Genomic DNA, 23,073 nt, shown 5'->3' on the forward strand with positions numbered 1-23,073 from the left:
CGCCCCCGCAACCCGCATCACACGCATCGCCATGAGTCGTCGCACCCTGCACATCACCTTGCCCCTGGCCGGCATCCTGCTGGCGGCGGCCCTGTGGGCCCTCGGCACGCACGCCCTGCAGGTCGACATGCCCATCGCCGCAGCCTTCGCACCGGAACGTTCGGTGCTGGCGCTATGGCATCTGCTCACCGGCGGCGACATCTGGCGCCACGTATGGGTCAGCCTGCAACGCGTAGGCGTGGGGCTGGCACTGGCCATCGCCATTGGCGTGCCGCTGGGGGTGCTGGTCGGCACCTCGCGGCTGTTCGCGCAGGGCAGCACGCCGCTGTTCCAGTTCCTGCGGATGATCTCGCCACTGTCCTGGATGCCGCTGGCGGTGATGGTGCTGGGCGTGGGTGACGCGCCGGTGTACTTCCTGCTCGCCTTCGCCGCCGTGTGGCCGGTGCTGCTCAACACGGCGGCCGGCGTGGCCCAGCTCGACCCCAACTGGCTGCTGCTCGCCCGCAGCCTGTCCGCCACGCGTCGCGAGACCATCCTGCGCGTCGTGCTGCCTGGCATCACCGCCCATATCCTCACCGGTGTGCGGCTTGCCATCGGCATCATCTGGATCGTGCTCGTCCCCGCCGAAATGCTCGGCGTTTCGGCCGGCCTCGGCTACTTCATCCTCGACACCCGCGACCGCCTCGCCTACTCCGAGCTGATGGCAGGCATCCTGCTGATCGGCTTCCTGGGCTACCTGCTGGACCACCTTGCACGGACCGCGCATGCGCGCTGGCTGCACGCATAGGCACGGGTGCCTATGTACTCAGTGGGAGGCGCGATAGCCGGAAGGTATTGCGCGCGCGCCAATGGCGACGCTGCAGCCATAGCCTCGCACCCCTGAACGGGCCGTGTCATTTGCAGTATGCATAACGAGCAACTAGTCTGGATTGCGCTCCACGCGTCGAGCGCTCACTCCGGAGGCGCTCATGACAACAGTCAGGCAATGGATTGTGTGGTCGGCGGTAGCACTGGTCGGTGCGGGCTCGTTCGCCATGCTGGCGCTGTCACGCGGCGAGCACGTCAATGCGGTATGGATGGTGCTGGCGGCAGTGGCCTGCTACAGCATCGCCTACCGGTTCTATTCGAAGTTCATCGCCGAGCGGGTGTTCGAGCTGGACGACACCCGGCCCACCCCTGCGGAGCGGCGTAACGACGGGCTCGACTACGTACCCACCAACAAGTGGGTGCTGTTCGGCCATCACTTCGCTGCCATCGCTGGCGCCGGTCCCCTGGTCGGGCCGATTCTCGCGGCGCAGATGGGCTACCTGCCCGGCACGATCTGGATTCTCGTCGGCGTCGTGCTGGCCGGCGCGGTGCAGGACTTCCTCGTGCTGTTCGTATCCGGCCGCCGGGACGGCCGCTCGCTCGGCGAGATCGCCAAGCAGGAGCTGGGACCCGCCGCCGGCATCATCGTGATGATCGGCGTACTGGGCGTGATGATCATCATCCTGTCAGCGCTGGCGCTGGTGGTGGTCAAGGCGCTGGCGGAGAGTCCGTGGGGCGTGTTCTCGATCGCCGCCACCATCCCGATCGCCATCTTCATGGGTGTCTACATGCGCTTCATCCGCCCGGGGCGCATCGCGGAGGTGTCAGCCATCGGCTTCGTGCTGATGATGCTGGGCATCATCTACGGCGAGGACGTCGCCGCCAGCCCGACCTGGGGGCCGCTGCTGACGCTGACCGGCCCCCAGCTGACGATTGCACTGGTGGTCTACGGCTTCGTCGCCTCGGTGCTGCCCGTGTGGCTGCTGCTGGCGCCGCGCGACTACCTGTCCACCTTCCTGAAGATCGGCGTCATCGCAGGCCTCGCCGTCGGCATCGTCATCGCCATGCCGGACCTGAAGATGCCGGCGGTCACCCGCTTCATTGACGGCACCGGGCCGGTCTTCTCGGGCCAGTTGTTCCCCTTCCTGTTCATCACGATTGCCTGTGGCGCCTGCTCGGGCTTCCACGCACTGGTCTCGTCCGGCACCACACCCAAGCTGATCGAGAAGGAAAGCCACATGCGCCCCATCGGCTACGGCGCGATGCTGTGCGAATCCGCGGTGGCGATCATGGCGCTGATCTGCGCGTCGGTGCTCGATCCCGGCATCTACTTCGCGATGAACGCACCGGCCGCAGTGATCGGCACCACGGTGCAAAGCGCATCGGAGGCCATCAACAGCTGGGGCTTCACGATCACTCCCGAAATGCTCACGCAGATCGCCAAGGATGTCGGCGAGCATTCGATCCTGTCACGCGCCGGCGGAGCCCCGACTTTCGCAGTCGGCATGTCCTACATCATCAGCGAAGTCTTCAACAGCCGCGCGATGATGGGCTTCTGGTACCACTTCGCGATCCTCTTCGAAGCGCTGTTCATCCTCACCGCCGTCGACGCCGGCACCCGCGCCTGCCGGTTCATGGTGCAGGACACGGTGGGCATCGTCGTCCCCGGCCTCGCCCGCAGCACCTCCTGGTTCGGCAACGTGGTGGGCACGGCCGTCGCCGTGTCGTCCTGGGGCTTCTTCGTCTACCAGGGTGTCACCGACCCGCTGGGCGGCATCAATACCCTGTGGCCCCTGTTCGGCATCGGCAACCAGATGCTGGCCTCCATGGCGCTGCTGCTGGGCACCGTGGTGCTGTTCAAGATGAAGAAGGAACGCTATGCCTGGGTCACGGTGCTGCCTACCATCTGGTTGTTCGTCACTTCGATGACGGCCGGCTGGCAGAAGATCTTCCATGACAACCCGGCCATCGGCTTCCTCGCCACCGCCAACCGCTTCAAGGGCGCCATCGCCGACGGCACCCTGCTGGCCCCCGCCAAGAGCGTCGAGGACATGGGGCGCATCGTCTTCAACAACCAGCTCAACGCCGTGCTGTGCGCCTTCTTCATGCTCGTCGCCGTGGTCATGCTGGTCGCCACCGTGATCCACGTCCGCAAGGCACTCGCCAACCCTCTTCCGACCGCCCATGAAACCGGCGGCCCGGTCAGCGGAGCCGCCCATGCCTGAACTCGGCTTCCTCACCTCCACCCGTGCAGCGCGCGAGGCGGGCGAGCAATCGCTGCACGACGCCTACGCGCACTACCTCGCCGATCAACGCAGCACCAACCCCGCTGGCGTGCCGATGAGCGCAGAGGAATTCCGCCGCTACAGCCTCGGATCGGACTGGCTGTCGGACGTGCGGGACATGGCGAAAAAAGTGGTCCAGACCTGCCGGCTGATGGTCGGCATCCACGACTACGAGTACTACCTCGCCCACATGCGCGAGCGGCACCCCGACGCCGTGCCGCTGACGCGCGACGCCTTCTACCGCTACTGCCTGGAAGCCCGCTACCCCAGCGACACCCGCCGGGGCAGCGGGCGCTGTCCCTGCTGAAGCACTCACCGCGTTCGCCTGCTTCCGCGGCGTTCTGGCGAGCATGAGGATGACGCCGGCCTGGCGGTGCTGCGCCGAGCAGCCGGTCGGCTGACGCGACAGTCCATCCGGGGAACCGCAATCGCCTCCTGCTGGGTTGTCTGCATCTGCACCGCCGGATCGTCACGCCCCGGACATTGAGCCCGATCAACTCTCGATGAGAGCGATCGTCCTTTCATGCTCAATCATCTTCAATCGATATCCAATCGTCCAGGCCCCGATTTCCGGGGCTTTTCCGCTTCCTATACTCGTTTCCGACGCACACGAAACACAAGGAAACGCACATGCAGACGCATCACGCAGACGCCGGATACGTACCCGTCGTCCACCTCTACGCCACCGAAGCTGCATACCGCGGCACGACCTACGAATCGCAGCTGACCGAGGCGGTGAACCACATCACCGACACCTTCGCGCGCAATGGCGGGCAGGTGACGCACCAGTCGATCTTCATCCGCGATGCGGCGCGGATCGGTGAAGTCCATCGCACCCTGCTGGCGCTGTACGGCGACGGAGAGCACCCCGCCACCACCTACATCGCCCAGGCTCCCTGTGACGAGAGCAAGCTGCTGTCGGTCGAGGCCACCGGCATCGCCGGCGCGACAGTGGAGTATCGCGGCGCACAGTCCACCGTCGTGCATCACGACGGCATCACCTGGGTGCAGACCGCCAATGTGGGTACCGGCACACGGCAGGAGCCGAGCGCCTACGACCAGACCGGACACGCCCTGACTGACGCAGAAGGCGCGCTCGCCAGTGCCGGCGCGCGCGTCGAGCAGATCGTGCGCACCTGGTTCTACGTCGGCGAAATCACCTCGGCAGACGCCCACGCCACCAGCGCGCAGCGTTACCAGGAACTCAACCGCGCGCGCACCGATTTCTTCCAGGGCATCGACTTCCTCACCGGCTACACACCCGCGTCCATCCGCCACGCCGTGTATCCCGCTTCCACTGCCATCGGCATGGCCGGCCAGGACATCCGCCTGAGCACGCTGGCGCTGCTGACAAAGCGCGACGACGTGCGCACCGTGCCGCTGGAGAACCCACGCCAGGTCGCCGCATTCGATTACGCGAAGCACTACAGCCCGCAGTCACCCAAGTTCTCGCGCGCCATGGCGATCGCCTACGGCGACAAGGCCAGCATCTACATCTCCGGCACCGCCTCCATCACCGCATCGGAAACGCAGCACATCGGCAACGCCGCACTGCAGACCGAAGAGACGCTGGACAACATCACCGCGCTGATCTCCGCAGAGAACCTCACGCGGCACGGGCTGCCCGGCTTCAGCGCCGGGCTCCGCAATCTCGGCATCGTGCGCGCCTACGTCAAGCACGCCGCGGACTACCCCGCCGTCCGCGCCGTCTGCGAGAAACGCCTGGGCGCGATACCGGTGATCTACACCATCGGCGACGTCTGCCGCGACGACCTGCTGGTCGAACTCGAAGGCATCGCACACGCCACGGCAGCTGCGTAGATCGTCCGTTCGCGGACCAGCCCGCATCTCACGGCGGTACTCACCAACAGAAACCGGACAGGAAAAAGGAAACAGCATGTCGCACATCTCCCTCTCAGCCAGCACCGACACCAGCCTCGACGATCTCTACGACCTGCTCGACGACACCATCGCGCGCGTGGAGAGCTACGCCTGGGTCACGCACCGCCGCGCACGACCCACCGTGGAGTCCGCCATCAAGGACATCCGCCGCTTCCGCGAAGGCGAACTGGACACCGACCTCGGCACCAAGCGCTGGTTCAAGGCACTCGCCAAGCTGGCGGAAGAAGTGGGCGACATGACGCCGGAACAATCCGCCTACGTCATCGCCGTCGCCGAAGTCGCCCACGCCGCCGCCCACCTCGGCCACCTCAACCTCGCCCTGAGTCGCGGCGACCGCACCGAGACGGATCGCAGGTATGTGCTGCTGCAGACGGCGTATGTGAACTTCGGGCTAGTGGGGGTTGGTGAGTTTCTCGGGCTGGTGGGACAGGCACGGCAGCAAGTCGAATCCACTGCTGCGTAAGGTCGAAGCGCATGGCGCCCCGCGCGCCGCCGTTGGCTGAGCCCGTCGAAGCCAGGTTACGCAAGTATTGCCAGCCCTTCGACAAGCTCAGGGCACGGGCGCTCGCCGGTTGAGCGCATCCGGCGCAATGCCCTGCGGTCACTGCGCCCTATATGCTGCCGGCTCCCGCCGCAAGGCCAGTGGTCACCCGTTACGCAGCGCCGGGAGTTCGCCCCGGCGGGCGACATACTCTCTGCTGCGCGGCAGAGAGTATGCAGAGAACGCGCCCCGCTTCCGCCGCCGTGCTTCGCACGGTCCCCTGCGCTGCGCGCCATGACTAGCGGCTGCGGAACTCGCGCTCACGCGCTCAGACAGTCCTCGCCGTCGCGCTACGCGCGATCCCTCGTCACGGCTGTGCTGCTCGGCGGCTACAGAGGGGGGATTTGGCCGTGCAGACTTGATCCGGTGAGCCTCAACGTGGAATTAGAGGTCGGGCTGCACTACGCGGCATGGTTTTTCAGCCTCTATAGAGCTGGCGTAAGAAGTGATCTCCTTCGTCGCTCTCCGCCAACAAGTGGTGACCTGACCAGTTGTCCCAACCCGACGATAACGAGAAATTCTCGGCCACGAAACTTTGGTGAATCATCTCTCCAGCACCGATCACCGGTTTGCCCGAGCGGGAGAAGCCCTTCTCTTTCTCCAGGAGTTCAACAACCGACTGCCAGTAGCTATCTGGCAGGCCGCCACACTCCAAAGACAGATGGCCATTGGCAGCTTCAAATAGCGCGAGTTCCGTTGTCATTGCTGAGAGCCGCAGATACTCATTTATCGGTGACCTCTAACGTTTGACATGAGAGGCGCTTGGAGGCCGTAGGCCGGAAAGCGTCCTCTCGATGGAAGGGTTGGGCGTCAACCTGCAGTCATTCATCGGGGTAGCTATCCCCGCATCCATCGAACCACTTGCCATCTGCATAACTCACAGGGGCGATTGGATAACAAACAACAAGGCCCTCGATGAACTTGAGAAATGACAGGTCTAGCCGTTCTACTGATCGACCGGTGTCAATGCGCACGACGCGCCAACTATCCCCGCTGTCAAAGCCAAACCCTTGGCCAATGCTGTCACAGGCGAACAACCACACTATTCCTTTTGCAGCCGGGCTATCGGCGTCAATTTCATAAATCAGAGTGTCTTTGAAATACTCTTCAGACGCATTTTCTAATGTGGGAAGGAAGTAGTACGGCGCAAAACCATCTTCATCTAGCCATTCGCCGTGGCCAACCTCTTTGAGGTATTGAACGTACTCGAAGGGGGCTTCAATGTGCGTCTCATTCAAGTTAGCAGTTTCAGATTCTGAGAACCGCTTCAGGCTACTAAAGTCCGGCACCCCATTCTTTGTTAGTCCTTTTAGATGCTCATACATGACTTCATTCTTGTGACCCTCAACGTGGAAGTGAGGGGCAGCCGGAGCGAAGCGTAGGGAACCACGAGCGCAGCTTGTGGCCATCCCCGCTCGACTGCCGGGTTAGGTAAAAGCCCGAGTGAGTTCATAATGGCCTACTGTTTTCCGACTAGTGAAGTAATTCCCTTGAAGTAGTTCGCCGCCTTCAAGGCTAAGTTTTAGAATAGCTGCACCTTTATATGGCGCCTGAGGAACGGAGCCTGACTTATGTTTCGGCGTGGTGAGAAATACATAATAAAGTACGCCGCGACCTGTTTCGGGATCTCTTTTTGGCTTTGCCAACAATGTTTCCGAATCGGAATCTTCAGCATCTACATCCATTCCAATCTTCAGAAAATCCTGTTTTAGGATCGCCTTTGCGTAAGACGTTCCGCTTTTGCCTTCCCACTCCCAATGAATCACCATCGTCCAAGTGCCGTTTAGATTTGGAAATAGCCATTTGTTCAGCGCAGGGAACTTCTCCCAAAGCCATTGCCATCCAAAATGGAACAATCCAAGCAAAAGAAGATGCAGTGCCGCTGAGCCACCGCTTGCGATTGATATGGCAGTTGAAAATCCAGTTTGATTATCGTAAACGGCCCATAAAATCAGCCCGGTAACGACAGAGTAAGCAACGGCGACAAGAGTGATAATTCGCCCAATAGGCAGAAGGCCGATCATTTTAGCGTCTCAAAGTGGGTTTCGTGTCCATCCTCGAATATGGATAGACCGTGCCCTTCACTAACTATGCCGATCATTAAAACTCCAGGAATAGTTGATCCAAAAATGCCTGCAACAAAACGTCCTCCAATAGGTCGGTTTCTATCTAAATGGACGTCTCGAGCAATAGGCGGTGAGAAGTATTGAGCAACATGAGTGATCAAGCCCGCTTCATTAAGTATGTGAAATCCGTCGTGGTATTTGCTTTTAGTACTCGATAAATGTGACAGGACTTCGGCGGTTGTGCCTGAGATGCTTGGCAAATCTCCTCGCAGATTTATGATCGGCAAGTAGATTGGTGTGTCACATACAATAATTCCGATGCCAGAAAAATCCGTATCGGACTTCAGCCATATCTCGTGAAGCAGGTTTCTAAACTCAAGCCTAGTCATAGCAGAATGAAGTGACGTACCTAACTTGTTTTAGGGAGCAGCTTTGCTGCCTAACATGGCGCCGGCCAGCATCCGGAAAGGCTTGTCACACAAGGTTTTCTGCCTAGGCGACCCTCTGTTCAATACCCATTAACAGAATCGACAAAAACTTCACTTCGCAGACAAGGCCGCAGCATACCGTCTGCATGCTTCACACGGCGCTATCCATGAAGGCAAAGCGCGGCAATCCGGCACGAATCCCACTCCCCCTCTGCAGCCGCCGAGCAGCACAGCCGTGACGAGGGATCGCGCGGAGCGCGACGGCGACGATGTCTGAGCGCGCAGCGCGAGTTCCGCAGCCGCTCGTCATGGCGAGCAGCACAGGGAACCACGCGAAGCGCGGCGGCGGAAGCGGGGCGCGCTTTTGGGTTACCTTTTGCCGCGCAGCAAAAGGTAACTCGCCCGCCGGGGCGAACTCCCGGCCAAGCGCAACGCGCAAGCACCGCAATTACGGCGGGAGCCAGTTCCGCCGGGTCAACCTAGTATCGCGCGCAGCATAAGCTACGACGCAATCCTGCTTTAGCGACAACGGCGTCCATGCCAGACTGACACCCCACCGCCCGCAGTCCCGCCTCCCGCATCACCATGCTCCCCACCCTGGACCTCGAACTCCTGCGCAGCTTCGTCGCTGCGGCGGATGAAGGCAGCTTCACGTCTGCCGGGGAGCGCGTGGGGCTGACGCAGTCGGCGGTGACGCAGCAGATGCAGCGGCTGGAGGCGCAGGTGGGGGTGGCGTTGTTCCAGCGCGAAGGGCGGACCAAGCAGCTCACCGATCACGGGCGGCAGTTGCTGCGTTATGCGCGGGAGATGCTGAGCCTGAACGACGATGCGATGCGCTCGCTGTCGGACAGCGCGCTGGTGGGCTCGCTGCGCATCGGGGCGCCGCATGACATTGCGGACACCTTGCTGCCGCCGCTGCTGAGCCACATCGCGCGCTCGTCACCGAACCTGAAGCTGGAGATCAACGTCGCGCGCAGTCCGCACCTGATGGAGGCGCTGCATCGCGGCGAGCTGGACATGACGATCTCCACGCGCGAGGACCCGCGGCTGCACGGCATCGTGCTGCGCACCCTGCCGACGCTGTGGATCTGCGCGTCGCAGTTCGTGCATGTGCCGCAGCAGCCGCTGCCGCTGGTGTTGATCGACGAGCCGAGCATCTTTCGCCGGCTGGCGCTGGAGGCGCTGGATGCGCAGCGCGTGCCCTGGCGGCTGGCCTACAGTTCGTCCAGTCTGATCGGCATCAAGGCGGCGATCCGCGCCGGGTTGGGTGTCACGGCGCGCACGCTGGAGATGCTGACGCCGGACCTGCGCACCCTGGGGCCGAACGAGGGCCTGCCGCCCTTGCCGGACGTGACCTATTACCTGTGGATCCGCAAGAGCACGGTGAACCCGCTGGTGCGCCAGGCCTTCGACCTGATCGCCAGCCGGCTGGTCGCCAACGGCTGAGCATTCGCACCGCTTTCCGGTCGTCAGGAATGGCGGCGACCGATTAGCGATTGCAAACAATCCATTCCTGACGCTAATGCATTGCCCCTCGACCGCAGGCAAGGGCGTCGTGACCCGGATCGTGCAAAGCCCTTACTGGCGGCGCATTGCGGCGACAGCACCTTCTCCACACTTCGCCAACCCCGGCTTCATCGCATAAGCAAATCAGTTATCCGACGTTCGTCACAGCAGGTCAGCCTCATAGAGTCCTGACAGAGCGATGCGACGCGTGGATGCCATGTGCATCCACCCGCCCGCATCGCAGCGTCGCCCGGCAGAACGGGCGCGTGTTCCGGTCAAAGGTCTGCTGTCCATGTCGTCGCTCTCTTCGCTTCTCTCCAACCGGTTTTTCTCGAACGGTGTCTCCAGCGCTCTCCGCCAGAAGGATTTCCTCGCGGGTCTGCTGTTCCTGCTGATCGGCATCGTCGTCACCGTGCAGGGCGCGGAACTGGCGCAGGGCTCCGCGCAGCGCATGGGGCCGGGTTACCTGCCCTTGCGCCTGGGGCTGCTGCTCGGCGCGCTGGGCTTCGTCATCGCATTGCGCGGACTGCGCGGCGCTGACGATCCGCTGCCGGCCTTCGCGCCGCTGCCCATCGTGGCCGGCACCGTCGGCCTGCTGGGCTTCGGCTTCGCCATCGAGACGACGGGGCTGGTGCCGGCGTCCGCACTGCTGATCGTCGCGGCGCGCGTGGCGAGCTGGAAGGGTGCGCGCTTCGAGTTGCCGCTGCTGGTGCTTGCGCTGTCGGCCATCGTGGTGCTGGTCTTCCGCTACGGGCTGGGCCTGCCGGTGGACCTGTGGCCTGATCTGTCGGGCTGGGGAGGCTGAGCATGGAGCTGCTGCACAACCTCGCGCTCGGCATGTCGGTGGTGATGACGGTCGATAACCTGATGTACTGCTTCTTCGGTGCGCTGCTGGGCACGGTGGTGGGCGTGCTGCCCGGCGTCGGGCCGGTGGTCACCATCGCGCTGCTGTTGCCGATGACATTCGGCCTGCCGGCAGTCACCGCCATCATCATGCTGGCGGGCATCTACTACGGCGCGCAGTACGGCGGCTCGACGACCGCCATCCTCATGAAGCTGCCCGGCGAACCCTCGTCGGTGGTGACGGCCATCGACGGCCATGCGATGGCGCAGAAGGGTCAGGCCGGCGTGGCGCTGGGCATCGCGGCCATCGGCTCCTTCATCGCCGGTTCCATCGCCGCGCTGTTCATGGCGCTGTTCTCGCCGGCGCTGGCCAGCCTCGCGCTGGAGTTCGGCCCGGCGGACAACTTCGCGCTGATGGCTTTCGGCCTCATCGGTGCGGTGGTGCTGGCACGCGGCGATCCGTTGAAGGCCATCGCGATGGTGCTGACCGGCCTGGTGTTCGGCCTGGTCGGCACCGACGTGTCTTCCAACCAGCCGCGCCTGAGCTTCGGCTTCAGCTCGCTGGCCGACGGCATCAGCTTCGTGGTGATCTCGATGGGCCTGGTCGGCGTGTCGGAGATCATCGCCAACCTGGAGCGGCCGGAAGGCGAGCGCAGCATCCAGCACCGCATCGGCCGCGTGTGGCCGGACCGTGCGGCCTTCGCCGCGTCCTGGCGCGCGATCCTGCGCGGCACCGGCATCGGTTCGCTGCTGGGCGTGCTGCCCGGTGCGGGTGCAGCGCTGGCGGCCTTCACCGCCTACTCCACCGAGAAGAAGCTGGCGAAGGACCCGTCGCGCTTCGGCCAGGGTGCCATCGAAGGCGTGGCCGCGCCGGAGTCCGCCAACAACGCGGCGGCGCAGACTGCGCTGGTGCCGCTGCTGACGCTGGGCCTGCCCTCGGGCGCGTCCACCGCATTGCTGCTCGGCGCGCTGACTATCCAGGGCATCGTGCCCGGCCCGCAGATCATGGACGACATGCCAGACCTGTTCTGGGGCGTCATCGCCAGCATGTGGATCGGCAACATCATGCTGGTGGTGCTCAACCTGCCGCTGATCGGGCTGTGGGTACGCATGATGCGCATCCCCTACCGCCTGCTCTACCCGGCCATCCTGCTGTTCTGCGCGATCGGCGTGTTCAGCCTGTCCAGCAATCCGGCAGACGTGTTCCTCACCGCGATCTTCGGCCTGCTCGGCTACGTCTTCATCAAGCTGGACTGCGACCCGGCGCCGCTGTTGCTGGGCTTCATCCTCGGCCCGCTGATGGAGGAGGACTTCCGTCGCGCGCTGATCATCACCCAGGGCGATTTCGGCGTCTTCGTGTCGCGACCGATCAGCGCGACGCTGCTGGCGGCGGCGCTCGTCCTGCTCATCACCCTGCTCGTGCCGGCGATCCGTCGCGGCCGCGAGGTGGCTTTCCAGGAGTGAGCGCCGCTCGCTTCCTTTCTCTGAACCCCGAGTACCGAACCCCGTACCCGAACGTCATCCCACAAGGAGCTTCAACATGAAACGCAATACCCTGCGCATCCTGGCCGGCGCTGTCATCGCTGCCGTCGGCCTCAACGCCCACACCGCCTTCGCCGCCGACTACCCCGAGAAGCCGGTGCGCCTGATCGTCCCCACCGCCGCCGGCGGCAGCCTGGACACCATCGCGCGCCTGCTGGGCCAGCGCCTCGAAGCCACGCTGGGCAAGCCCTTCGTGGTGGAGAACCGCGCGGGAGCCAACGGCAACACCGCTTTCGAATTCGTCGCCAAGGCCAAGCCGGACGGCTACACCCTGCTGGTCGCGTCCGACGCGCTGGCCATCAACCCCAGCCTGTACCAGAACGTGAACTACGACCCGGTGAAGAGCTACGCGCCGGTCGCGCTGGTGACCACCGCCGCGCAGGTGCTGGTGGTGAATCCCGCGTTGGGCGTGAAGGACCTGAAGGGCTTCACGGCCGTCGCCAAACAGAAAGGCAAGGGGCTGAGCATCGGCTCGCCGGGCAGCGGTAGCGCCGGCCACCTGTCGGCCGTGCTGTACCAGGCCGAGACCAAGACCGAATGGACCCACGTCGCCTTCAAGGGCGGCGGCCCGGCCGTCACCAACGTGGTGGGTGGTCACATCGACGGTCTGTTCGTAACGCTGGCGCCGGCCGTGCCGCAGATCAAGGCCGGCAAGCTGGTGGCGCTGGCCGTCACCACGCCCAAGCGCGCCGTCGCACTGCCGGACGTGCCCGCCGTGGGCGAGAGCCTGCCCGGCTTCGACGTGACCAACTGGCAGGGCGTGTTCGCCCCGGCCGGCACACCGGCTGCGGTGGTGAACAAGCTGAACGCGACGATCCAGAAGATCGTGGCCGAACCGGAAATCCAGGCCAAGCTGGTGGACCTCGGCTTCGAAACCGCGGCTGGCGCACCGGCCGAGCTGGGTAAGCAGGTGCAGGAGAATTTCGCCAAGTGGGCGAAGATCATCCCGCAGGCCAACATCACCGTTGACTGAGCACCGGGCATGGACCTGCAACTGCATGACGACCGGGTGCTGGTGGTCGGCGCCAGCGAAGGCATCGGCTACGCCACCGCCCGCGCACTGGCGAAGGAAGGCGCGCGGGTGACCATCGCCGCGCGCACGCCGGACAAGGTGGCCCGCGCGGCGGAAACGCTGACGAAGGAAACCGGCCGCCCGGTCGGCGCGGTGGCGGTGGACGTCACCGATGCGGCCTCCGTGCAGGCCCTGCTCGACGGCTGGACCGAACCGGCGCTGGACGCGCTGGTGGTGGCCACCGGCGGCAGCCGCCGCGCGCGCTTCGAGGAGCTGGACGACGAAGCCTGGCTGCACAACTACGAGCACAACGTGCTGGGCGGTGTGCGTCTGGTGCGCGGCTTCCTGCCGAAGCTGCGGGCCGGCAACAGCCCGCGTGTGCTGCTGTTCGGCGGTGCCGCTGCCAAGATGCCCTACCCCAACCAGGTGGTGTCCAACGTGCACAAGGCCGGCCTGCTGGCGCTGACGAAAACGCTGGCGGCCGAACTGGCCACCGACGGCATCCGCGTCAACGCCATCAACCCCGGCCGCACGCTGACCCGCCTGTGGCGCGACCGCGCCGAGACCATGGCGCGCGAACAGGAACTGCCGGTGGACGAGGTGATCGCCCACTTCGCGGAGGAGATCCTCATCGGGCGCTTCGCGCGGGCGGAGGAGATCGCCGACGTGGCGACCTTCCTGCTGTCGGCGCGCGCCAGCTACATCGTGGGCCAGTCCATCAACGTCGATGGCGGCATCGCGCGCGGGCTGCTCTGAACCGGAGAAGCGTGGTTGCACGCCTCTCCTTCCTCTCTTGCTGAAAGTGAATCCATGACCCGGAAAGCCGGACCCGCCACGCTGCGCCAGTGGCTGAACGACGGCGCGGAGCTGGCCCTCATAGATGTCCGCGAGCCCGGCCAGTTCGGCGAAGGCCATGCCTTCTTCGCCATCAACCTGCCCTACAGCCGCTTGGAGGTGGACGCTCCTGCGCGCCTGCCGCGTCGCGACGTGCGCATCGTGCTGATCGACGCCGATGACACCAATGGCGGCGTGGCAGAACGCGCCGCCTCGCGCCTGCATGAAGCCGGCTACACCGACATCAGCGTGCTGGAAGGTGGCGCTGCAGCCTGGCCGCAATCCGGCTGCGCCTTGTTCAAGGGCGTGAACCTGCCGTCCAAGACTTTCGGCGAACTCGTCGAGCAGGTATGCCACACGCCGCACCTGTCCGCCGCCGAACTGCAGCAGCGCCTGCAGGACAAGGCACCCCTGCTGCTGGTGGATGGCCGCACGCCGGCCGAGCACCGCAAGATGGCCATCCCCGGCGCGCTGCCGGTGCCCAACGGCGAACTCGCCCTGCGGGTGCTCGCGCTGCTATCCGACAAGCAGACACCGGTGGTCGTGCACTGCGCCGGCCGTACCCGCAGCATCATCGGTGCGCAGACCCTGCGTCACGTCGGCCTGCCCAATCCGGTCATCGCGCTGGAAAACGGCACGCAGGGCTGGCGACTCGCCGGCCTGGAACTGGAACACGACAGCCCGCGCGAAATTCCCGACATCGAGCTGACTGCGACGCACAAGGCTCAGCGCGAAGGTGCCCACCGCTACGCGCAACGCGCCGGCGTCGCCTTCCTCGACGCCACTGCCGCGCAGGCCTGGCTCGATGACCCGACGCGCAGCAGCTACGCCTTCGACATCCGTACCGCCGACGAATACGCCGCCGGCACCCTGCCCGGCGCACATCACGCACCCGGCGGCCAGTTGGTCCAGGCCACCGACCAGTACGTGGCGGTGCGGCCGGCGCGCATCCTCGTACTGGATGACGAAGGCATCCGCGCGCCGACGGTCGCCGCCTGGTTGAGCCAGCTCGGCTTCGAGGCCGCCGTCGTCGAAGGCGGCATCCGCGCCGACCTGCGCCTGCCGACGATCACGCCGCCTGCGCTGCCGGTCGCGCCCACCAGGGCGCAGGCCTCGACCCTGCGTGAGCTGGCCCAGGCCGGCACGCCTATCCTCGACCTGCGCCCCAGCCTGAACTACCGCGCGGACCATCTGGCCGGCACGCAGTGGACGACACGCGCGCGCATCCGCAGCCATGCCGCGGAAACCGTGGTGCTGATCGCCGACGACGAAGTGCTCGCCGCGCTGGCCGCTCGCGATCTGCAGGAAGCGGGAACAAAGACGGTACTGCTCGCCGACTGGCAGACCGCGCGGGACAGCGGCCTGCCACGTGAAGCCACACCGGACTCACCGAGCGACGCGGAGGCCATCGACTACCTGTTCTTCGTGCACGACCGCCACGACGGCAACCTGGACGCGGCACGCCGCTACCTGGCATGGGAAACCGGCCTGCTGGCGCAATGCACCGAGGACGAGCTGGGCGTTTTCCGCCCGCTGCCGCAAGCCTGACACTCGACGCCTGTTCTGGACGCATCTGCGCGCGTGTAACGAACCTGCGCACGCGCAGGGGCCTTCATGCAGATAAGGACATGCCGGCAATCCTGCTAAGCAAAACAGGAATCAGTATTTAGCGGCGCGTCGCCGTGCTCGTAGATTTGTCGTCGTCCATACCGAGTGCCTGCCACAGAAGCGGGCCATTGATCATGACGGCATCGTCTGCAGCTCTGGCATCCACCTCGTCGGCACCACCTCGTGTCGCTGCGCTGTCGCGCCCGGCCGCCATCGACATCCGTCCCTTGCCCGGCCCGCTGGGTGCGGAGGTCATCGGCCTCGATCTGGACCAAGCGCTGTCTGCCGAAGACTTCGCGCGCATCCACCGCGCCCATCTCGATCACCACGTGCTGGTCTTCCGCGACCAGCGCATTACGCCGCAACAGCAGGTGGACTTCAGCCGTCGCTTCGGACCGCTGCAGATCCACGTGCTGCGCAACTTCCAGCTTGCCGGCCATCCGGAGGTGCTGATCATCTCCAACATCAAGGAAGACGGTCAGCCCATCGGCCTGGGTGACGCCGGCCATTTCTGGCACTCCGACCTGTCGTATGTGGAGCGGCCAAGCCTAGGCTCGATGCTGCATGCGCAGGAGCTGCCGTCGGAAGGCGGCGACACGCTGTTCGCCAACCAGCACCTGGCCTGGGACACGCTGCCGGACGCGCTGAAGAAGACCGTCAGCAACCTGCGTGCCGAGCATCACTACTTGGCGCGCTACGAGGAACTGCGTGCGCGCAACCCGTGGCGGCCGAAGCTGACGCAGGCGCAGATCGACGAAGTGAAACCGGTCGTCCACCCCGTGGTGCGCACGCATCCGGAGAACGGCCGCAAAGCGCTGTTCGTCAGCGAGCACTTCACGACGCGCATCGTCGATCTGCCGGAAGACGAGAGCCGCGAGCTGCTGGCGCAACTCTTCGCGCACACCACGCAGGACGCGCTGGTGTATCGCCACCGCTGGCAGCCGCATGACATGGTGTTCTGGGACAACCGCGCGGTGACCCACCTTGCTGCCGGCACGTCCGACCACCTGCGCCGCAAGCTCTACCGCACGACCATCGAAGGCAGCCAGCCGTTCTAGGCGCCGCCCGCACTGCCCACGCTACTCACTCATTGCCCACATTCAATCAAACCGCCACAGAGGAAATCATGGCCCTGCCCCGCCCTGCCACACGTCGCCTGCCGCGCACGCTCGCCACCCTGCTCACCAGCGCCAGCCTGCTGGTGACCGGCCTCGCCACGCCGGGCCTCGCACACGCCGAAGGCCAGTTGCGCATCGCCGAGCAGTTCGGCGTGGTCTACCTGCTGCTCAACGTGGCGCAGGACCAGAAGCTGGTCGAGAAGCACGGCAAGGCGCAGGGCATCGACATCAAGGTGGAGTTCGTGAAGCTGTCCGGCGGCGCCAACGTGAATGACGCGCTGCTCGCCGGCAACATCGACGTGGCCGGTGCCGGTGTCGGCCCGCTGCTGACGATCTGGGACCGCACCTACGGCCGCCAGAACGTGCGCGGCATCGCCTCGCTGGGCAACTTTCCCTACTACCTCGTCACCAACAACCCGAACGTGAAGTCGATTGCCGACTTCAGCGACAAGGACCGCATCGCGCTGCCGTCTGTATCGGTCTCGGTGCAGGCCCGTGTGCTGCAACTGGCCTCCGCCAAGCTGTGGGGCGACAAGGAGTTCGCGCGGCTGGACAAGCTGCAGGTCGCCGTGCCGCACCCGGACGCCGCTGCAGCGATCATCAAGGGCGGCACCGAGATCACCGCCCACTTCGGCAACCCGCCATTCCAGGAACAGGAGCTGGCCGGCAACCCGAATGCGCGCGTGGTGCTGAACTCCTACGACGTGCTGGGCGGCCCCGCCTCCGCCACCGTGCTGTACGCCACCGAGAAATTCCGCAAGGACAACCCGAAGACCTACAAGGCTTTCATCGACGCGCTGAACGATGCCGCCAAGCTCATCGCCAGCAACCCGGAACAGGCCGCCGACATCTTCATCCGCACCAACAACTCGAACGTGGATCGCGCGCTGCTGCTGAAGATCATCAAGAGCCCCGAGGTGCAGTTCAAGCTGACGCCGCAGAACACCCAGGGTCTCGCCGAGTTCCTGCACCGCGTCGGCGCCATCAAGAACAAGCCCGCTTCGGTGAAGGACTACTTCTTCGACGACGCCCACATCAACGGCGGCAGCTGAGCACCGACAAAGGAAATACAGCGTGGCCACCGTGACCAGTCTGAAATCCAGTTCCTTCGAAGGCGCGCCGCTGTTGCAGGTGGATGGCGTGAGCCTGGAGTACCGCACGCCGCATCACGTGGTGCGCGCGACGCACCAGGTCAGCTTCGACGTGCATGAAGCGGATCGTTTCGTGCTGCTGGGTGCGTCCGGTTGCGGCAAGTCCACGCTGCTCAAGGCCATCGCCGGCTTCCTGCCGCCGGTGGAAGGGGCGATCCGCCTGGACGGACGCGCGATCAGCGCACCGGGACCGGACCGCATCGTGGTGTTCCAGGAGTTCGACCAGCTACCCCCCTGGAAGACCGTGCTGGACAACGTGGCCTTTCCGCTGCTCGCCTCGCGCAAGCTGGGACGCGCCGAAGCTGTCGAGCGTGCGAAGCACTACATCGACAAGGTGGGTCTCACCCCCTTCACCAATGCCTTTCCGCACACGCTGTCTGGCGGTATGAAGCAGCGCGTGGCGATTGCGCGTGCGCTGGCCATGCAACCGCGCGTGCTGCTGATGGATGAACCCTTCGCCGCGCTGGACGCGCTGACCCGCCGCAAGATGCAGGAAGAGCTGCTCGCGCTGTGGGAGGAGGTGCGCTTCACGCTGCTGTTCGTCACCCACTCCATCGAGGAAGCGCTGATCGTCGGCAACCGCATCGGCCTGCTGTCGCCGCACCCCGGCCGCCTGCGTGCGGAGATCAACAGCCATCAGTTCGATCTGCTGAGCCAGGGCAGTGCGGAGTTCCAGCAGACCACGCAGCGCATCCACGGTCTGTTGTTCGACGATGTGGCGAGCAGCGCTGCTGTGCAGTCGGCGCACGCTGGCCTGTTGCATCGCCAGCAGACGGGATCGCAAAGGCTCAGCGCATGAACGCGCCGCTGTCGCCCGCGCAGTCGCTCCCTCCTGATCCGCCGATCCGCCCGGAGTTCGAGCACGCGCTGCCGCCACTGTCGCCGCGCGCCGCCGAACGTCCGCTGCCGTGGACGCAGCGCATCTGGCAGCAGGACTGGTTACGCCGCGGGCTCATCCTCGTCGTGCTGGCCATTGCCTGGGAGATCGCCGCGCGCATCCAGAACAACGACCTGCTCTTCCCCACCTTCCTGCAGACCGGCAAGGCGCTGGTGCAAGGGCTGAGCGATGGCGAGCTGCTGATGCGTGCCGGCATCTCCATCGGCGTGCTGCTGCAGGGCTATGCGGCAGGCATCCTCGCTGCCTTCGTGCTGACCACGCTGGCCGTGTCCACCCGCTTCGGCCGCGACCTGCTGTCCACGTTGACGGCGATGTTCAACCCGCTGCCCGCCATCGCGCTGCTGCCGCTGGCACTGCTGTGGTTCGGCCTCGGCAAGGGCAGCCTCATCTTCGTGCTGATCCACTCGGTGCTGTGGCCGCTGGCGCTCAACACCTACGCCGGCTTCCAGGGCGTGCCGGAAACGCTGCGCATGGCCGGCCGCAACTACGGCCTGCGTGGCCTGCGCTACGTGCTGCAGATCCTGGTTCCCGCAGCACTTCCGTCGATCCTCGCCGGCCTCAAGGTGGGCTGGGCCTTCGCCTGGCGCACGCTGATCGCCGCCGAACTGGTGTTCGGTGCCTCGTCCGGCAAGGGCGGCCTGGGCTGGTACATCTTCCAGAACCGCAACGAGCTGTATACCGACCGGGTATTCGCCGGCCTGGCGCTGGTCATCATCATCGGCCTGCTGGTGGAGACACTGGGATTCCAGACGCTGGAACGGGTGACGGTGCGCCGCTGGGGGCTGCAGCGCTAAGTTCTGAATTGCTTATCGGAAGTCATTCGTTCCGCCGGCACAAAGTGCATTGTTAGAGTCGGCTCCTGCTCACAACGAAGGGAGAAGAACATGACAATCAACTTCAGGAACCTGGGTCTGGCGATTTCTCTGGTCGCACTGGCCACCACTACGGCCTCTGCTGCCGACGTCACCGTCGCCTACCAGACCAGCGTCGATCCCTCCAAGGTCGCGCAAGCCGATGGCGCCTACGAGAAAGCCACCGGCAGCAAGATCAACTGGCGCAAGTTCGAGTCGGGTGCCGATGTCATCACCGCCGTCGCCTCGGGTGATGTGCAGGTCGGCTATGTCGGCTCCAGCCCGCTGGCTGCCGCCGCCAGCAAGGGATTGCCGGTGGTGACCTTCCTGGTTGCTGCGCAACTCGGCTCGGCCGAAGCGCTGGTCGTGCGCAACGGCGCCAACATCAGCAAGCCGGCTGACCTGGTCGGCAAGAAGGTGGCCGTGCCCTTCGTGTCCACCACCCACTACAGCCTGCTGGCTGCACTGAAGCACTGGAAGATCGACCCGGCCAAGGTGCAGATCCTGAACCTGCGTCCGACCGAGATCGTGTCCGCCTGGCAGCGTGGCGACATCGACGCCGCCTACGTGTGGGACCCGGCGCTGGGCAAAGCCAAGGAGAACGGCAAGATCCTCGCGACCTCGGCCGACGTGGCCAAGTGGGGCGCACCGACCTTCGACGCCTGGATCGTGCGCAAGGACTTCGCCGACAAGAACCCGGACTTCGTGAAGCAGTTTGCCAAGGTCACGCTGGACAGCTACGCCGCCTATCGTGCCGACCCGAAGAAGTGGGCCGCCAATGCCGCCAACCTCGAGAAGGTCGCCCGCGTCAGCGGTGCCAAGCAGGAAGAGATCGCCAGCCTGCTGGAAGGCAACCACTTCCCGCTCGCCAGGGAACAGGCAACGCTGCTCGGCACGCCGACCGTGAAGGCCGTGGCCGACACGTCCAACTTCCTGAAGGAGCAAGGCAAGGTGGATAGCGTGCAGTCCAGCTACGCGCCTTACGTTTCGGTCAGCTACGTCCCTGCCAAGTAAGGGACTGGCAGCGTCGGTCGGTGGTCGCCTCTGTGGAGGCGTCACCGGCCTTTCGTCCTTCTGGTCGTCCTTCTGGTGTCCTTCATTCCCCGCGCACATGTCCGCCCACTCCTCGTCACCTGTCGTGCCAGGTCTCGTCTTCGAGCGCCTTGGCGTGCGCTACCCCGGCGCGCGTGGTGAAGCCGCCCTGCAGGATGTGAACCTGCACGCCGAACCCGGCAGCCTGGTGGTCGCCATCGGCCAGTCCGGTTGCGGCAAGACGACCCTGCTGAACGTGGCAGCCGGCTTCGTGTCGCCGACCTCCGGCCGAGCCTTGCTCGATGGACAGCCGATCCTCGGCCCGTCCGCCGAGCGCAGCGTGGTCTTCCAGGAAGACGCGCTGCTGCCCTGGCTGAACGTGCTGGACAACGTCGCGCTCGGCCTGCGTCTGCGCGGCCTGGGCAAAGCGGAGCGGGATGCCCGCGCCCGCGCGGTGCTGGCGCAGGTCGACCTGCAAGGCGCCGAGCGCAAGTTCATCTGGGAATTGTCCGGCGGCATGCGGCAGCGCGTGGGCCTGGCGCGCGCATTGGCTACCGATGCACGCGTGCTGCTGCTGGACGAACCCTTCGCGGCGCTGGACGCCTTCACCCGCGAGCAGATGCAGGAGCTGCTGCTGCGCCTGTGGCGCGCCGATGCGCAGCACGCAAACAGACAGGTGCTGCTCATCACCCACGACATCGAGGAAGCGGTGTTCCTCGCATCCGAGCTCGTGCTGCTGTCACCCGGCCCCGGCCGCATCGTCGAGCGCATCACGCTGGATTTCGGTCGTCGCTACATCGCAGGCGAAGCCACCCGCAGCATCAAGTCCGACCCGGCGTTCATCGCGATGCGCGAGCATGTGCTGGACCGCGTCTTCGCACAGCGTGGCGCCAGCAGTGCCGCACTCGTGACGCATGGAGCACAAGCATGAGCCAGAGTGACCTCAGCCTCGCCTTGCCCATCACGCCCGAAGCGCAGGACGCGGATACGCCTGTCGCGACAACGCAGCGCCGCATCCTGAGCGTCGGGCAGATCAGCGCGCTGACGCTCACCACCCTGCTGTTGCTGTGGTGGGCCGCCACCGCCAGCGGCCTCATCGCGCCGCTGTTCCTGCCCTCGCCGCAATCGGTGCTGGCCAAGTTCTGGCAACTGGCGACGCGCGGCTTCATGGACGCGACGTTGTGGCAACACCTTGCCGCCAGCCTGGGGCGCATCCTGCTCGCCTTGCTGGCCGCCATCGCCATCGGTGTGCCGCTGGGCATCGCCATCGGCCTGTCGCGCGTCGCGCGCGGCATCTTCGATCCGCTGATCGAGCTCTACCGCCCCATCCCGCCGCTGGCCTACCTGCCGCTGATCGTCATCTGGTTCGGCATCGGCGAACTGTCGAAGGTGCTGCTGATCTTCCTGGCGGTGCTGGCCCCGGTAGTGATCTCGACGGCTGCCGGCGTGCGCAGCACGAATCCCTCGCGCATCCGCGCAGCACAATCGCTCGGCGCGACGCGGGCGCAACTGGTGCGTCACGTCATCCTGCCCGGCGCGCTGCCGGACATCCTGACCGGTGTGCGCATCGGCCTGGGCACCGGCTGGTCCACGCTGGTCGCCGCCGAACTCATCGCCGCCACGCGCGGCCTGGGCTTCATGGTGCAGTCGGCTGCGCACTTCCTGAATACCGATGTGGTGGTGCTCGGCATCATCGTCATCGCATTGATCGCCGTGGCGCTGGAGGCCTCGCTGCGCGCACTGTCACGGCACCTCGCACCCTGGCATGGCCGCTTTCACGGCAAGGACTGAACACCGACATCACCGACATGACCGAGCTTTCGTTCCAGCCCCTCACCCCCGCGCTCGGCGCCGTCGTCGAAGGCCTGCGCCTGGACCAGCCCCTTGCCGAGACAGCGCGCCAGCAAGTGCATGCCGCGCTGCTGAAGCACCAGATCCTGTTCTTCCGCGAGCAGTCGCTGACGCCGCGCCAGCACCGCGATTTCGCCGCACGCTTCGGCGACCTGCATGTGCATCCGATCTACCCGAACGTGCCGGACCAGCAGGAAATCCTGGTGCTGGACACGCACGCCGACAACCTGCCGGACAACGACAACTGGCATATCGACGTGACCTTCATCGAGACACCACCGCTGGGTGCGATCCTCGCTGCCAAGCAACTGCCGCCTACCGGTGGCGACACGCTGTGGGCCAGCGCGGCGGCGGCCTTCGATGCGCTGTCGGCACCGTTGCAGAAGCTGCTGATCGGCCTGACCGCCGAGCACGATTTCGCCAAGTCCTTCCCGGCCAGCCGCCACACGCTGACGCCTGCCGCGAAAGCGCAATGGGAAGCGACGCGCACGAAGCATCCGCCGCTGACCCACCCGGTGGTGCGCACCCACCCGGAGAGCGGCCGCAAGTCGCTGTTCGTGAACGAAGGCTTCACCACGCGCATCAACGAACTGTCGCAACGCGAGAGCGATGCGCTGCTGGCCTTCCTGTTCGTGCACATCGCGCGCCCGGAGTTCACGCTGCGCTGGCACTGGCGCGAAGGCGACGTCGCCTTCTGGGACAACCGCATCACCCAGCACTACGCGGTGGCGGACTACCTGCCCCACCGCCGCGTCATGCACCGCGCCACCATCCTCGGCGACAGGCCGTTCTGATCGC

The 23,073-nt window shown here is 65.3% G+C and carries 22 protein-coding genes; 19 read left to right on the top strand and 3 right to left on the bottom strand.

Annotated features, from left to right (window positions below):
• Window positions 1–31 precede the first annotated feature (31 nt).
• The 5 genes from VVD47_RS06095 to VVD47_RS06115 all read left to right on the top strand — a co-directional run bounded on the left by VVD47_RS06095 (window position 32) and on the right by VVD47_RS06115 (window position 5,457).
• Window positions 32–787: an ABC transporter permease gene (locus VVD47_RS06095; RefSeq protein WP_327602507.1), complete on the top strand. Its 756-nt coding sequence runs from the start codon at window positions 32–34 to the stop codon at window positions 785–787.
• A gap of 181 nt (window positions 788–968) precedes the next feature.
• Window positions 969–3,032: a carbon starvation CstA family protein gene (locus tag VVD47_RS06100; RefSeq protein ID WP_327602508.1), complete on the top strand. Its 2,064-nt coding sequence runs from the start codon at window positions 969–971 to the stop codon at window positions 3,030–3,032.
• Entirely contained in the window at window positions 3,025–3,399 is a 375-nt protein-coding gene (locus tag VVD47_RS06105) for a YbdD/YjiX family protein (RefSeq protein ID WP_327602509.1), read from the top strand. The genes VVD47_RS06100 and VVD47_RS06105 overlap by 8 nt, the downstream gene beginning before the upstream one ends.
• Before the next feature lie 323 nt (window positions 3,400–3,722).
• A complete protein-coding gene (locus tag VVD47_RS06110) occupies window positions 3,723–4,913 on the top strand; it encodes a hypothetical protein (protein WP_327602510.1) in 1,191 nt (396 codons plus the stop codon).
• A gap of 76 nt (window positions 4,914–4,989) precedes the next feature.
• Complete coding sequence (locus tag VVD47_RS06115) at window positions 4,990–5,457, top strand: hypothetical protein (RefSeq protein WP_327602511.1); 468 nt, start codon at window positions 4,990–4,992, stop codon at window positions 5,455–5,457.
• A gap of 496 nt (window positions 5,458–5,953) precedes the next feature.
• Here VVD47_RS06115 and VVD47_RS06120 read toward each other — a convergent pair whose 3' ends face one another.
• From VVD47_RS06120 to VVD47_RS06130, 3 genes are all read right to left on the bottom strand, one after another.
• A complete protein-coding gene (locus VVD47_RS06120) occupies window positions 5,954–6,238 on the bottom strand; it encodes a hypothetical protein (RefSeq protein WP_327602512.1) in 285 nt (94 codons plus the stop codon).
• Window positions 6,239–6,356: 118 nt separating this feature from the next.
• The gene (locus tag VVD47_RS06125) at window positions 6,357–6,860 is read right to left on the bottom strand and encodes a hypothetical protein (protein ID WP_327602513.1); all 504 of its coding nucleotides are present in this window, start codon (window positions 6,858–6,860) and stop codon (window positions 6,357–6,359) included.
• A 102-nt stretch (window positions 6,861–6,962) separates the two neighbouring features.
• Window positions 6,963–7,559 (bottom strand): hypothetical protein, encoded by a 597-nt coding sequence (locus VVD47_RS06130; protein WP_327602514.1) that lies wholly within the window; start codon window positions 7,557–7,559, stop codon window positions 6,963–6,965.
• 1,055 nt (window positions 7,560–8,614) lie between these two features.
• Between VVD47_RS06130 and VVD47_RS06135 the strand changes: the two genes are divergently transcribed.
• The 14 genes from VVD47_RS06135 (at window position 8,615) to tauD (ending at window position 23,069) form a co-directional block, all read left to right on the top strand.
• On the top strand, window positions 8,615–9,475 hold the full coding sequence (locus VVD47_RS06135; protein WP_327602515.1) for a LysR substrate-binding domain-containing protein: 861 nt from the start codon (window positions 8,615–8,617) through the stop codon (window positions 9,473–9,475).
• Between the two features lie 352 nt (window positions 9,476–9,827).
• The gene (locus VVD47_RS06140; protein WP_327602516.1) at window positions 9,828–10,340 is read left to right on the top strand and encodes a tripartite tricarboxylate transporter TctB family protein; all 513 of its coding nucleotides are present in this window, start codon (window positions 9,828–9,830) and stop codon (window positions 10,338–10,340) included.
• Window positions 10,341–10,342: 2 nt separating this feature from the next.
• On the top strand, window positions 10,343–11,842 hold the full coding sequence (locus tag VVD47_RS06145) for a tripartite tricarboxylate transporter permease (RefSeq protein ID WP_327602517.1): 1,500 nt from the start codon (window positions 10,343–10,345) through the stop codon (window positions 11,840–11,842).
• A gap of 76 nt (window positions 11,843–11,918) precedes the next feature.
• Complete coding sequence (locus VVD47_RS06150) at window positions 11,919–12,893, top strand: Bug family tripartite tricarboxylate transporter substrate binding protein (RefSeq protein ID WP_327602518.1); 975 nt, start codon at window positions 11,919–11,921, stop codon at window positions 12,891–12,893.
• A gap of 9 nt (window positions 12,894–12,902) precedes the next feature.
• Window positions 12,903–13,688 carry an SDR family oxidoreductase gene (locus VVD47_RS06155; RefSeq protein ID WP_327602519.1) on the top strand — a complete coding sequence of 262 codons (786 nt, stop codon included), beginning with the start codon at window positions 12,903–12,905 and terminating at the stop codon, window positions 13,686–13,688.
• A 54-nt stretch (window positions 13,689–13,742) separates the two neighbouring features.
• On the top strand, window positions 13,743–15,314 hold the full coding sequence (locus VVD47_RS06160; RefSeq protein ID WP_327602520.1) for a rhodanese-like domain-containing protein: 1,572 nt from the start codon (window positions 13,743–13,745) through the stop codon (window positions 15,312–15,314).
• 194 nt (window positions 15,315–15,508) lie between these two features.
• Window positions 15,509–16,432 (top strand): TauD/TfdA dioxygenase family protein, encoded by a 924-nt coding sequence (locus tag VVD47_RS06165; protein ID WP_327602521.1) that lies wholly within the window; start codon window positions 15,509–15,511, stop codon window positions 16,430–16,432.
• A gap of 68 nt (window positions 16,433–16,500) precedes the next feature.
• Entirely contained in the window at window positions 16,501–17,544 is a 1,044-nt protein-coding gene (locus VVD47_RS06170; RefSeq protein ID WP_327602522.1) for an ABC transporter substrate-binding protein, read from the top strand.
• Window positions 17,545–17,566: 22 nt separating this feature from the next.
• Complete coding sequence (locus VVD47_RS06175; RefSeq protein WP_327602523.1) at window positions 17,567–18,442, top strand: ABC transporter ATP-binding protein; 876 nt, start codon at window positions 17,567–17,569, stop codon at window positions 18,440–18,442.
• The gene (locus VVD47_RS06180; protein ID WP_327602524.1) at window positions 18,439–19,335 is read left to right on the top strand and encodes an ABC transporter permease; all 897 of its coding nucleotides are present in this window, start codon (window positions 18,439–18,441) and stop codon (window positions 19,333–19,335) included. The genes VVD47_RS06175 and VVD47_RS06180 overlap by 4 nt, the downstream gene beginning before the upstream one ends.
• Before the next feature lie 90 nt (window positions 19,336–19,425).
• Window positions 19,426–20,406, top strand: a complete 981-nt coding sequence (gene tauA / locus VVD47_RS06185; RefSeq protein ID WP_327602525.1) for a taurine ABC transporter substrate-binding protein — start codon at window positions 19,426–19,428, stop codon at window positions 20,404–20,406.
• Window positions 20,407–20,503: 97 nt separating this feature from the next.
• On the top strand, window positions 20,504–21,355 hold the full coding sequence (tauB, locus tag VVD47_RS06190; RefSeq protein WP_327602526.1) for a taurine ABC transporter ATP-binding subunit: 852 nt from the start codon (window positions 20,504–20,506) through the stop codon (window positions 21,353–21,355).
• Complete coding sequence (gene tauC / locus VVD47_RS06195; RefSeq protein ID WP_327602527.1) at window positions 21,352–22,215, top strand: taurine ABC transporter permease TauC; 864 nt, start codon at window positions 21,352–21,354, stop codon at window positions 22,213–22,215. The genes tauB and tauC overlap by 4 nt, the downstream gene beginning before the upstream one ends.
• Window positions 22,216–22,232: 17 nt before the next feature.
• Complete coding sequence (gene tauD, locus VVD47_RS06200; protein WP_327602528.1) at window positions 22,233–23,069, top strand: taurine dioxygenase; 837 nt, start codon at window positions 22,233–22,235, stop codon at window positions 23,067–23,069.
• Window positions 23,070–23,073 lie beyond the last annotated feature (4 nt).

The organism is Uliginosibacterium sp. H1 (assembly GCF_036017065.1).
Lineage (GTDB): Bacteria > Pseudomonadota > Gammaproteobacteria > Burkholderiales > Rhodocyclaceae > Uliginosibacterium.